The sequence below is a fragment of the Coprobacillus sp. AF33-1AC genome (assembly GCF_003475785.1).
In the GTDB taxonomy this organism is placed as follows: Bacteria; Bacillota_I; Bacilli_A; order Erysipelotrichales; family Coprobacillaceae; genus Faecalibacillus.
Genome location: NZ_QRQB01000009.1, coordinates 1 through 12,528, shown reverse-complemented (window position 1 = coordinate 12,528; position 12,528 = coordinate 1). Strand labels below are relative to the sequence as shown.

General features: G+C 30.8%; 11 protein-coding genes. 10 read left to right on the top strand and 1 reads right to left on the bottom strand.

Features of this window, described 5'->3' with window-relative positions; all coding sequences use genetic code 11:
- The 5 genes from gltX to rbr all read left to right on the top strand — a co-directional run.
- The coding region (gene gltX, locus DWZ53_RS11295) for a glutamate--tRNA ligase (protein ID WP_233541839.1) at positions 1-884 on the top strand (884 nt) is incomplete at its 5' end.
- Between the two features lie 150 nt (positions 885-1,034).
- Entirely contained in the window at positions 1,035-1,838 is an 804-nt protein-coding gene (locus DWZ53_RS04730) for an immunoglobulin-like domain-containing protein (protein ID WP_118432504.1), read from the top strand.
- Positions 1,835-2,416: a rhomboid family intramembrane serine protease gene (locus tag DWZ53_RS04725; protein ID WP_118432502.1), complete on the top strand. Its 582-nt coding sequence runs from the start codon at positions 1,835-1,837 to the stop codon at positions 2,414-2,416. Before DWZ53_RS04730 ends, DWZ53_RS04725 begins: the two co-directional genes overlap by 4 nt.
- Positions 2,404-2,853, top strand: a complete 450-nt coding sequence (locus tag DWZ53_RS04720; RefSeq protein ID WP_118432500.1) for a DUF188 domain-containing protein — start codon at positions 2,404-2,406, stop codon at positions 2,851-2,853. The genes DWZ53_RS04725 and DWZ53_RS04720 overlap by 13 nt, the downstream gene beginning before the upstream one ends.
- Positions 2,854-2,933: 80 nt before the next feature.
- A complete protein-coding gene (gene rbr, locus DWZ53_RS04715) occupies positions 2,934-3,521 on the top strand; it encodes a rubrerythrin (protein WP_118432498.1) in 588 nt (195 codons plus the stop codon).
- An 82-nt stretch (positions 3,522-3,603) separates the two neighbouring features.
- On the opposite strand, the gene asnB is transcribed toward rbr, so the two are convergent.
- A complete protein-coding gene (asnB, locus tag DWZ53_RS04710) occupies positions 3,604-5,190 on the bottom strand; it encodes an asparagine synthase B (RefSeq protein ID WP_118432496.1) in 1,587 nt (528 codons plus the stop codon).
- Positions 5,191-5,712: 522 nt separating this feature from the next.
- On the opposite strand from asnB, the gene DWZ53_RS04705 reads away from it, so the two are divergent.
- From DWZ53_RS04705 to DWZ53_RS04685, 5 genes are all read left to right on the top strand, one after another.
- Positions 5,713-6,531, top strand: coding sequence for a Cof-type HAD-IIB family hydrolase (locus DWZ53_RS04705; protein WP_118432494.1), 819 nt, complete (start codon positions 5,713-5,715; stop codon positions 6,529-6,531).
- A complete protein-coding gene (locus DWZ53_RS04700; RefSeq protein ID WP_118432492.1) occupies positions 6,531-6,710 on the top strand; it encodes a DUF4250 domain-containing protein in 180 nt (59 codons plus the stop codon). The genes DWZ53_RS04705 and DWZ53_RS04700 overlap by 1 nt, the downstream gene beginning before the upstream one ends.
- A 58-nt stretch (positions 6,711-6,768) precedes the next feature.
- Entirely contained in the window at positions 6,769-7,971 is a 1,203-nt protein-coding gene (ilvA, locus tag DWZ53_RS04695; protein WP_118432490.1) for a threonine ammonia-lyase, read from the top strand.
- 120 nt (positions 7,972-8,091) lie between these two features.
- Positions 8,092-9,126 (top strand): hypothetical protein, encoded by a 1,035-nt coding sequence (locus DWZ53_RS04690; protein ID WP_118432488.1) that lies wholly within the window; start codon positions 8,092-8,094, stop codon positions 9,124-9,126.
- A 294-nt stretch (positions 9,127-9,420) separates the two neighbouring features.
- Positions 9,421-12,246: a SpaA isopeptide-forming pilin-related protein gene (locus tag DWZ53_RS04685; RefSeq protein WP_118432486.1), complete on the top strand. Its 2,826-nt coding sequence runs from the start codon at positions 9,421-9,423 to the stop codon at positions 12,244-12,246.
- The last annotated feature ends 282 nt before the right edge of the window (positions 12,247-12,528 follow it).

Sequence of the window (12,528 nt, the reverse complement as noted above, 5' to 3'; positions counted from 1 at the left end):
GTGTTTTATTAAAAAGTGATGGTTATCCTACATATAACTTTGCTAATATCGTAGATGATCATTTAATGAATATTACCCATGTAGTAAGAGGAAATGAATATTTATCATCAACACCTAAATACAATTTAATTTATCAAGCATTTGGGTGGGATGTACCAACCTATATTCATTGTCCACCAGTTATGAAAGATGAACAACATAAATTATCTAAACGTAATGGTGATGCTAGTTATCAAGATTTAATTAATAAAGGATTCTTAAATGAAGCAATTTTAAATTATATTGCTTTACTTGGTTGGTCTCCTAAAGAAGAAAAAGAAATCTTTAGTTTAGAAGAATTAGTAGAAGCCTTTGATGTTAAACGTATTTCTAAATCAGGAGCTATTTTTGATATTAATAAGTTAAAATGGATTAATAGCCAATATATCAAAAAATTAGACACGCCAGCTCTAACAAAATTATGTTTACCATTCTTACAAGATGCATATGATTTATCTGATAAAAGTGAAGCATGGATTGAAAAATTAGTTGAAGTTCATAAAGATCATATTTCATGCGGTGAAGAAATCGTTGAACAAGTGAAATTATTCTTTGAAGATGAAATGCATCCAGATCAAGAAGCTTTAGATTTTATGAAAGATGAATCTATTCCTCATACTTTAGAAGTCTTTAAATCAAAGATTGAAGCATTATCTGAAGAAGATTTTAAACAAGATCAAATCTTTGCATGCATTAAAGCAACTCAAAAAGAAGCAAAAGCAAGAGGAAAGATGCTTTATATGCCTTTACGTATTGCTACAACAGGAATTATGCATGGTCCTGATTTAGCTGCATCAATGGAATTATTAGGAAAAACAAAGGTTTTAGAAAGATTATCTAAATAAAAACGAAAGAAGAATGTTTAATTTTTTAAACATTCTTTTTTGATATTGCTTTTTTGCTTTATTAGGAATAAACTATGTCATAAAAGTACCATACTTTTAGAAGATAATAATAAAAATAAATGATATAATATAAATAAGGAGGTGTTAATCATGAAGAAAAAAGTCATTTTAGCTATTTTTAGTTTTTTTGTGGCCATTTGTACTTTAGATGTCATTATCGCCCTTCGATTAACACCAATTACTTTAAAAAGAGAAATCTTTGTTTATGAATTTGGAAATGAAATTTCTACAGATGTAGCAACTTATATCAATGCTAATGACACTGTTTTAAAACAAGCAAAATTAAACTTCTCAAATGTTAAAAATGAAATTGGTATTTATCCAGCTTCTGTAGAATATGCAGGTTCAAAATATGATTTTTATATTAAAATAGAAGATACAACAAAACCAATTGTTAAATTAAAACAAATTGTTTTTAATGTTAATCCTGGTGAAACAATTCAAGCTTATGATTTGTTAGAATCCGTTCAGGATCAATCAAAAATTAAAGCTTATTTCTTGTTAGATAATGGTAAAAAAGAAACACAACAAACATTTAACGAAAATGGATCTTATGTTATGAATATTTTAGTTGTCGATGCTGCAGGGAACCAGGCAGCTAAATTAAGAGTTAAAATTGTGGTTGGACACCATGGTAATTATCCTACTTTACTTGGAATTACAGATATTGAAATTAAAAAAGGAGAAAAATTTGATCCAATGGCTGGAGTGAGTGCCAGTGATGGAAATGGAAATGATATCACAAGTCGGATCCAAATTCTAAAAAATAATGTAAAGTATGATAAAGAAGGGGTATATGAAGTGATTTATTCTGTAAAGAATGATAATGGCAATACTTTACAAAGAACAAGGAAAGTAGAAGTGATTAAAAATGAAAGTGAGAAGAAATCATGACAATAACACTAATGATAATTGTAATTTGTATTGCTGTGTATGCAATGGTACAAATTAAAAAAAGAGAAGCAGATACACTTGATTTAGCTATTAAATATGGCGCATTATATATACCAAGAGTCGAAATCAAACATGAATATTGGCGCTTTTTAACATCTAATTTTATCCATGTAGAATTCGTTCATTTATTTATGAATTGTTATGCGCTTTATTATTTAGGTTCATTTTTTGAATCATTGCTTAGACCTTTACCTTATATTTATTTAATTTTAATGGCATGTTTAGGCTCTAGTTTAGTGACTTATGGTTATACTTTGTATACGCATAAAAATGAAAATACGGTCACACTAGGTGCAAGTGGGATTTTTTATGGTTTATTAGGGGCAATGATTGTTTTAGGTTTAGTTTACCAAGGACCATTTTTAATTATATTAAAAAATAATTTACTTGTGATTGCGGTGAATGTGGCTTATACCTTATTAGATCATCAAGTATCGAAAACCGGACATTTAGGTGGTTTACTTGGTGGTATTTTGGCTATGATTATTTTAATTGGAGCTGGAGTATGCGGGTATTAATTGATGGTGATGCCTGCCCTAATAAAAAAGAAATTAAACAGTTGTGTCAACAATATGGTTTTGAAATGATTGTTTTCATTGATTATGCTCATCAAATAAGTGATGACTATCAATGTGTTATTTGTGATATAGGCAAAGACAGTGTTGACCAGGCTATTGTAGAAAATGTTTTACCTGGTGATTTGGTCATTAGTCAGGATTATGGACTAGCAAGTTTGGTTTTACTAAAAGATGCCAAGGTATTACATCCAACAGGAAAGATGATTAATGAAGATAATATTTCTAACTTGTTGATGTCACGTTATTTAGGACATCAAGAAAGAAAAAGAAGTCATCATATTAAAGGTCCTAAAAAACGGACACAAAAAGATCAAGATATTTTTTTAAGACAGGTAGAAAAATTATTAATACATGAGTTATTTAAAGAAGATGCATAGCATCTTCTTTTTGACAAATTAAAGGAATATTGTTATTATATAAATAGGAATGATTGCTATTTATATAAGGAGGAAGAACAATGTCATTAAAAGGAACAAAAACAGCACAAAATTTAATGCATGCATTTGCAGGAGAAAGCCAAGCTCGTAATCGCTATACATATTATGCATCTATCGCTAAAAAAGAAGGCTTTGTTCAAATTCAAAATATTTTCTTAGAAACAGCTAATCAAGAAAAGGAACACGCTAAAAGATTAATGAAAATCATGAATAAAGAATTAGCTGGAGAAACAATTTATACGGATGGTCAGTTTCCGGTATTAATGTCTACAACTGCTGAAAACTTAAAAGCTGCAGCTCAAGGAGAAAATGAAGAATATACATCAATGTATCCGGGGTTTGCGAAAACAGCAAGAGAAGAAGGCTTTGAGGATATTGCTGTTATTTTGGAAAATATTGCAGTAGCAGAAAAATTTCATGAAGCTCGTTATTTAAAATTATTAGAAACTTTAAATAATCAAACAACATTTAAAAGAGAAACATCCGTATTATGGAAATGTAATAACTGTGGATTTATTTATGAAGAATTAGAAGCACCTGAAAGATGTCCGGCTTGTGATCATCCTCAAGCTCATTTTGAAGTATGTACATTCTTTTTAGATAAATAATATTTTAAATTAAAAAGACATCACATCATGACCAATAAAAATCATGATAGATGTCTTTTTTAATTATTCATTTTTAATGTTTCTATTTTCCAGAATCTCCATAGTTTTTTAAGACACGAGCACTTGGATCATCTACATCACAGTTTTCCCAACTTTTATTTGGCATCCAGAAATCTTTGATCCATTTAGCACCACCTGGATAAAATGATTCAAAGATATCTCGATACATCAATGATTCTTTGGTGAATGGAGTACAATAAGGATACTTTTCTTTGGCTGAAAGAACATCTTGGTCACTATATTGACTATCAGCAAGATCTTTTAAGTAATCAACCATAGAATGACCAACAGCATCACTAAAAGCGGCTTTTTCCCTAAATAAAATATCTTGAGGTAAATAATCAGTTCCTTCAAAAGCATGTCTTAATAAATATTTTCCTTTATTATAAACATTCATTTTTTTAGCAGGATCAATACTCATTGAATACTCAACAAAATCACGATCAGCAAAAGGCACACGTCCTTCTAAAGCATGAGCAGAAATACAACGATCGGCTCTTAAAACATCATACATATAAAGTTCATGAATACGTTTGGCAGCTTCTTCTTGAAAAGCTTGAGCGTTAGGTGCATAGTCAGTATATTTATAGCCAAATAATTCATCAGATACTTCTCCGGTCATAATGACTTTAATATCAGTGTTTTCATGAATGTATTTACATAATATGTACATTGCCATACTGGCACGGATGGTTGTTATATCAAAGGTTTCTAAATGAAAGATAACTTCTTTTAAGTGTTGATATAAATCATCTTTAGTCATAATGACTTCGGTATGTTCTGTTCCTAAGTAATCTGCGACTTCTTTTGCATATTTTAAATCAATAGGATCACTGTCCATACCAATCGCAAAAGTACGAATAGGCTGGTCTGATAATCTTTGTCCAATAGCACATACTAATGATGAATCTAAACCACCACTTAGTAAATAACCAATAGGGGCATCAGACATAAATCTTTTTTCTACTGCTTTTTCTAATTTATCTTTTAATTGATGACCAATTGTTTCAATATCATCATTGAAGATGGCTTTTACAAAGCTTAAATCATTATAGTTAATAAATTGTCCATCAAGATAATAATGACCTGGTGGAAAAGGCATAACATCATCGCAAATATCAAATAATGCTTTTGCTTCTGAAGCAAAACAGATTTGATGTTGTTTTTTACTATAACCATAAAACATAGGTCTAATTCCCATCGGATCACGTGCTGCCATGATTTTCTTTGTTTGTTTATCATATAAAACCATCGCAAATTCAGCATCTAAATATTTACATAATATTTCTATTCCATACTCTTTATATAATGGAATTAAAACTTCACAGTCACTCCCTGATTTAAAAGTATATTTTGTTTCTAATTTCTTTTTTAATTCAGGATAGTTATATATTTCTCCGTTACACACTAAAATACAATCTTGATTGTAAAATGGTTGATTTCCTTTAGCTGATAAATCCATAATAGATAAACGATTAAATCCCCAAGTAATACGTTCATCAATAGAAATATGTTGATGATCAGGTCCCCTATAATTAGCTTGATCTAAAGCCTTTTTAAAAGTATCTAATTCAAATTCATCACTACCTACAACTAAAAAGCCGCACATTTTTGTTTCCCCCTTAAATAAAAAACTCGCATAATATAAATTAAGCGAGTATCGAACATAAAAACATGTATATATTACATGGTACGGAAAATACTTCAAAGAGTACTCGATACCCGCTAGTGATAACGTGACTAGTCACGTTCTAGCCTACTCGCTTATGCTTTCGGTAGACAGCTCAGAGGTGTTCTTCGTCTATTTAACCACTATCAGGCTTTCACCATATCCTGACTCGCTAAAGCTTTATAAATAGCTTACTCTCCTCGTCTTTGCTTTTCATTACTTTTAGTAATTGAGTACAGTATAGTATAAAAGAATTAAAAAAGCAATAAAAATTATTTAATATAATAAAAAAATATAATTTATGTGATAAAAATAATTCAAGAAATAATGATGATACAAAATAAATATAACAATGAACCCTATAACACCAAAATATAAGTTATAATATTATTGTCAAAGAAAATACATATTGACAACCTACAGTGGTTTTCATAAACTTTAAGCAGATATAAGGGGGCAAATATGAAATATAAATTAATAGCGTTAGATTTAGATGGAACACTTACAAATACCCAAAAAGAAATTACACCATTAACTAAAAATAAATTGCTTGAACTTGCTAAAAAAGGTGTAAAGATTGTCTTAGCTTCAGGTAGACCTACAGCTGGTATTTACTACGAAGCAGATTTACTAAATTTAAAAGAATTAGAAGGATATATCCTTTCATTTAATGGAGCACGAATTATTGATTATAAAACAGGTGAAGTGATGTATGAAAATATTTATGGACCAGATGTTGTAAAAAAAGTATATGATCGTGCTAAACAATATCATTTATCAGTATTAACATATCAGGATCGAAATGTGATCACTGAAGATGAAAGTGACAAGTATATTCAAGAAGAACATAGAATCAATAAGATGGATATTAAGCATGTTGATGATTTTAAAGGTTATGTTGATTTTAATGTGAACAAACTTTTATTAACAGGTGATCCAGAATATGTAGGAAGTATTATTGATGAATTTAAAGAGCCATTTGGTGATACTTTAAGTATTTATCGAAGTGCACCTTATTTTATTGAAGTTATGGGTCCTGGGATTGATAAAGCGCAAAGTTTAGATGCTTTAGCTAAAAAATTAAATATAAAACAAGAAGAAGTCATTGCTTTTGGTGATGGTTATAATGATTTAAGCATGATTGAATATGCAGGATTAGGTGTCGCTATGGCTAATGCTGTAGATGGAGTTAAAGAAAGAGCTAACTATGTGACACTATCTAATGATGAAGATGGTATCTATGATTGCTTAAAGAAATTAGAAGAAAAGGGAGAAATTTAATGTTACCAAATGATATTCACATGCTTGTCAGTATATTAAATATGAAGTTAAGAGATGATGATATGTCATTAGAAAATCTGTTAGATATTAATGATTTAAACGAACATGATTTCTTTGAACGTTTAGAAAAGAATGATTATTATTATGATGAACAAATTAATCAAATAAAACAAAAATAAGGGTTTAACCCTTATTTTTGTTTGTGCTATAATAGAAACAATCAAGGAGGATATGATTATGTTAAAATTAGAAGACTTTCAAGCAGCTAAAAAGAGGGTTGATGAAGTCATTATGGAAACAAAATTAATACATAGTGAAGCGTTTAGTGATGAATGTGGTAACGATGTTTATATTAAACCTGAAAACTTACAAAAAACAGGAGCATTCAAAATTAGAGGTGCTTATAATAAAATTGTTAAATTAGATGATGAAGCTAAAAAAAGAGGGCTTATTGCTTCTTCGGCAGGGAACCATGCTCAAGGGGTTGCTTATGCAGCTAAAAAATTAGGTGTAAAAGCAACAATTTGTATGCCTGCTCATACACCATTAATTAAAGTAGAAGCAACAAAAGCACATGGTGCGGATGTTGTTTTATATGGTGATGTTTATGATGAAGCTTATGCTAAAGCATGTGAGTTACAAGAAAAAGAAGGATATACATTTGTTCATCCTTTTGATGATGAAGATGTTATGGAAGGACAAGGAACAATTGCTTTAGAAATTTTAGATGAATTACCAGATGCAGATGCGATTTTAGTACCAATCGGTGGTGGTGGATTGATTTCTGGTATTGCTTGTGCAGCAAAAGCAATTAATCCTAACGTTAAAATTATAGGGGTTGAACCAGAAGGAGCAGCCAGTGCTTTAGCAGCTATTCAAGAAGATCAAATTACTTTATTAAAAGAAGTGAATACTATTGCTGATGGTACAGCAGTAAAACAAATCGGTGCTAAAACATTTGAATATATTAAGAAATATGTTGATGAAATTGTATTAGTAGATGATTATGAATTAATGGAAGCATTCTTGTTATTAGTTGAAAAACATAAATTAGTAGCAGAAGGTTCTGGTATTTTATCTTTAGCTGGATTAAAGAAATTAAAATTCAAAGGGAAGAAAGTTGTTTCGCTTATCTCTGGTGGAAATATTGATGTGATGACTATTTCATCAATGATTAATAAAGGTTTAATTTCTAGAGGACGTATCTTTACATTCTCTGTACAATTACCTGATATGCCAGGACAATTAGAAAAAGTATCTCATATATTAAATCAATGTAACGCTAATGTTGTTGGGGTAGAACATAACCAGTTTAAAAACTTTGCTCGTTTTTCAGAAGTTGAATTACGTGTAACGTGTGAAACTAATGGTGAAAGTCATATCAAAACAATTACTGATGCATTTGATAAAGAAGGATATACAATTACACGAATCAATTAAATAGAGTATGAGCCAGTCATGTGACTGGCTTTTTTGTAGAAACTGAAAATGAAAAAACTATTGTATATTTTGTTTCCTATGTATTAGAATATATAACATTTTTAAATAGGAGTTGTGAAAATGAGCGTTATTGAAAAATACTTAAACACAAAGCAAAAAAAAATCACGGCAGGTATCGTAGTAGGAGTAGTGGCAGTAGGAGTTATTGCTGGTACTGTCTATGCAACTAGAGATACATCACCTGCATTAGAATTAACCAAAGAAAATATTAAAGTGGAATATGGTCAAACATATAAGCCATCATTTAAAGATTTAGTCAAAACTAAAGGACTAGATAAGGATGATGTAAAATACTTGAAAAAGAATGTAAAAATAACTGATAGTTTAAAAAATGAAAAAGAAGATATAACTGACGAAGCTGGAAATGTTCTATCAAAAAGAGATAAAGGTTATCCTTCTGTTGGAAAATACAAGGTAATAGTTAAATACAAAGATGAAACTAAAACAGTAAAAGTCAACGTAAAAGATACAACAGCACCAGAACTAACTGTTCCAGATAATACAGAAATCGTTAAAGGTACTGATCTAGCAACTTTTGATTTTAAATCATTAATGAGTGCAACTGATTTAGCTAAGCTCAATGATATTCAAGTTGACTATAGTGGTGTCGATGCAAATAATGCTGGTGAATATACAGCAAAGGCATCGGTAGAAGATGTCAATAAAAATAAAACTGAAAAGGAATTTAAGGTAACAGTAAAAGAACCATCAAATGATGCCAATACTGAAACAACGACTGAAGTACAAACTGATGCAAACGGAAATAAGAAAACTGTTGTTGTGACAAGAAAGAAAACAAATACACAAACAAATAACAATACAACTTCTTCATCAGGTGGAAGTACAGGAGGAAACACATCAAAACCATCAACAGGAGGCAATACAAGTACACCGACAACTCCATCACAACCATCAAAAGTATTAAAAACAAAATATTGGTATAAATGTAATATGTGTGGAAATATTGCATATTCTACTGTGTCGTTAGATGATGCTAAGAATAAATTATATTCAATGAATTGTAATGATGCTAATGAAGAGAGTGGTCATAGACATCCTCGAAGAAGTTATGGATCATCTGATTATTGGGAATAAAATTAAACAGACAAGGACAATCTACGGATTGTCTTTTTTATACTTGAGAAAGGACTAACTTAAAATGAAAAACTATATACTTAAATGGGTGTTTCACCCATAGGCAATCGAAAGATTGTCTTTTTTATATTCAGGGTCATCAATCGAGTTTTGAAATAAAGCCTATTTCAAATTAAATATGATGTTTACATCATAAAAACATATATGTTTTTATCTAAACTACATTTTCAAATAAGAAGAGGGCGCACTTTTTATTTGAAAAAAGGATTAAATTAAAAAAAGAAGGAGACATTTATGAAGGTTAAAAAAATAATCAATCGAATTACAAAAGTCTTTGTGATTGTGGGTATGATTCTATCTCTATGCATGACAGGAAGTACAACTGTAAAGGCATTAGATACAAGTGTACCAAAAGATTTTACGGCTGGTAAACAGATCAACTATCCGTGGTGGTGGTCAAAAAAGATAGGAAGCAATAAAGCGTGGTCTACTAATTTTATGCACTACAATGGAAAAGTGGCTTACTGTTTAGAAGCAAGTAAAAATACACCGGCAGATCAAAAATATCCTGCTCAGGTTATTGATAATAACGAAGCCGTAAGAAAATTACTTTATTACGGTTTTGGTGGACCAGGTTATAACAGTAACGTAAAGAAAATGTATCAGGATACATTGACAGCCTGTGTTCCAGATGATTTTTCTGAAGCAAAAGGAAACTGGGATGACGGAGCCTATCTTTTCACACATATTTGGTTATCATATGCCTACAGTGGAGATTTAATGGGTTTGAATCTTGATGCATTTAATAAAAAATGGCCAAACGGAGATGGTACGGGATATGGTGATAATTTATTATGGGGTTATCGCTGGATCATGTCGCAACCTGATATTGGCTATGCTACATGGAATCCAGTTGAAGCAGATGGTGTTACGGCAAAATTGACAGCAGCTTTTGATCCTATTAATAAGAACCAAAAAACAAACACTGTTAAATTGGAAGGAACGAATGCTCAAGCTAATATTACATTACAAGACAATGTTACATTGCATAATGTAACGACAGGTGCTACACAAACAGGTGGTACTTATGTATTGAATGCAGGACAAAGTTTTTATTTGACTGCACCATGTAAAAACAGTCCAAGCGATTATGAATCTGGAAATGTTGCGGGTGCAGGATGTGAAAGATTTACTGCACTTGCAATTCATTCTGGGAATAGTTTTCAGTCAATTGGATCATGGGAAAAAGACCCAGATGAAGCTGAATTGTATTATTCTGTTGACTGGCTTGATTTTGGAGCATTAAGATTATCGAAAGTTGATAATACATCTAATTTCCAAAAGAACTCAAAATTTAGATTAGTATCAACATCATATAATGGTTATGATGAAACTTTTGAAGTAACTAAGGATGCTGATGGTGACTATGAATTATTAGTTGACTATCTTCCAGTAGGAACATATTCATTGACTGAAGTTGACTGCGAAGATTATTTCGCTCCAACTGTTGCACAATGGCAAGTTACTATTGTTAAAGATAAAACAACTAAAAAGATTGTTGTTAATACATTAAGACCTACAGGAACATTAGATGTACAAAAAACACTAGAAGCAGCAAATGAAGATGCTACTGATTTGGCTGATCATGACATTACTAAAACTAAATATCAGGTTATTGCGGCTGATAATATCATTGATACAGTTTCATTAAAACAACTGTATGCAAAAGGTGATGTCGTTACTTTAAACAGTGGTAAATGTATCATTGATACTGCTGATGGAAATACAATGACTTATTCTCAAGGTGTTCAAGTTTCTAAAGGAAAAATGGATGCCAAGGGAAATATTTCGGTTGATGAAAATGGTCAATTAGAATTAACAGGTTTACCTCTAGGTAAATATCAGGTAGTTGAAACTGAATGTCCAAAAGGATATGTATTAGATCAAACACCTTATGATTTTACAATTACTCAAAAAGACTATACAACAACTGTCTATACAGTTAGTCATAATCAAAATAATAAGATTACTAAAACAAAATTCAGCAAGACAGATGTCACTGGTGAACAAGAAGTAGTTGGAGCAAAAATGTCAGTAACTGATGAAGATGGTCATGTTATTGATGAATGGATTTCTGATGGAAATGAGCATGAAATAGATGGTTTAGATGCAGGAAAAATATATTATCTAAATGAGAATGAAAGTCCAACAGGATACATCGAAGCATCATCAATAGAATTTAAAGTCAATGAAGATGGTGAAATTCAAAGAATCAGTATGGTTGATGCCAAGGTAGAAATGATAAAGAGCGATGAAAAAGGGAATCTTTTAAAAGGCGCTGAAATGACAGTTACTTCTAATAAGACTAAAAACATTGTTGATAAATGGGTTTCGGGTCAACATATTTTTGATGTAACCGATGAAATGAAATCTCAATTATTAAGAAATGAAAAAACTGAAGGGATGTATGTTGATGATGAAGATTCAACTGTTACTTACAGTATTTTAAAAAATAAAGATCGTGATGATTACAGATTGGTATTTGTAAAGGATGGTGAAACAACTTATACAAATATTGATATTAATGGTGATGAAACAACACATATGATTCGAGGTCTTGTTGCCGGTGAGAAATATGTATTGAGAGAAACTAAAACACCTAAAGGATATGCAACTTTTAAAGAAAAAACATTTACTGCAAAAGCAAATGAAAATGTGGCATTAAACATGACTGACGAAGATACTAAAATCGAAATCAGTAAACAAGACATTACAAACAATAAGGAACTTGAAGGGGCATCATTAAAAGTAAGTGATCAAGATGGAAAAGTCATTGATGAATGGATAAGTGATAAAACACCTCATACGATTAAAAATTTAGAGGTTGGAAAGACTTATACATTACACGAGACAGTAGCGCCACAAGGTTATAAATTAGCACAAGATATTCACTTCACTATTCAAGATACCGGTGAAATACAAAAAGTGGTCATGTATGATGAATTGATGCCAGCAGTGAAAACAGGAGATACAAGTGAAGAAAATTATTATTTAATATTAACTGTTTTATCTTTGTGTGTAGGAGGACTCTTTTATTATCGTGAAAAAAGACGTTTATAAAAAAAGAGACTATGTATTTTTAAAAATGATAGTTTGGGTTGGGTTTTGTTTTTTTATAACGGGGTAAGATGAGCTTTTTTAAGCTCATCTTTTTTTGTCTTACAATAAAACCCCCAGCTAGGCTGGGGGTCAGTGAAAACTTTAGTGGAGTGATAATGAAAAAACCTCCGTGTTCATTATGCGGCTACCAACTGCATAATGGACACGGAGGGAATCATATGAACAAACAATATTCAGATGACTTACACAGTTTATCACACACAAAATGGAACTGCAAATATC

Bases quoted from the DNA above. Each gene is read 5' to 3' on its own strand.
- DWZ53_RS04725 (WP_118432502.1), top strand. From the start codon at position 1,835: ATGACAATAACACTAATGATAATTGTAATTTGTATTGCTGTGTATGCA.
- ilvA (WP_118432490.1), top strand. From the start codon at position 6,769: ATGTTAAAATTAGAAGACTTTCAAGCAGCTAAAAAGAGGGTTGATGAA.
- rbr (WP_118432498.1), top strand. From the start codon at position 2,934: ATGTCATTAAAAGGAACAAAAACAGCACAAAATTTAATGCATGCATTT.
- DWZ53_RS04705 (WP_118432494.1), top strand. From the start codon at position 5,713: ATGAAATATAAATTAATAGCGTTAGATTTAGATGGAACACTTACAAAT.
- DWZ53_RS04720 (WP_118432500.1), top strand. From the start codon at position 2,404: ATGCGGGTATTAATTGATGGTGATGCCTGCCCTAATAAAAAAGAAATT.
- asnB (WP_118432496.1), bottom strand. From the start codon at position 5,190: ATGTGCGGCTTTTTAGTTGTAGGTAGTGATGAATTTGAATTAGATACT.
- DWZ53_RS04685 (WP_118432486.1), top strand. From the start codon at position 9,421: ATGAAGGTTAAAAAAATAATCAATCGAATTACAAAAGTCTTTGTGATT.
- DWZ53_RS04690 (WP_118432488.1), top strand. From the start codon at position 8,092: ATGAGCGTTATTGAAAAATACTTAAACACAAAGCAAAAAAAAATCACG.
- DWZ53_RS04700 (WP_118432492.1), top strand. From the start codon at position 6,531: ATGTTACCAAATGATATTCACATGCTTGTCAGTATATTAAATATGAAG.
- DWZ53_RS04730 (WP_118432504.1), top strand. From the start codon at position 1,035: ATGAAGAAAAAAGTCATTTTAGCTATTTTTAGTTTTTTTGTGGCCATT.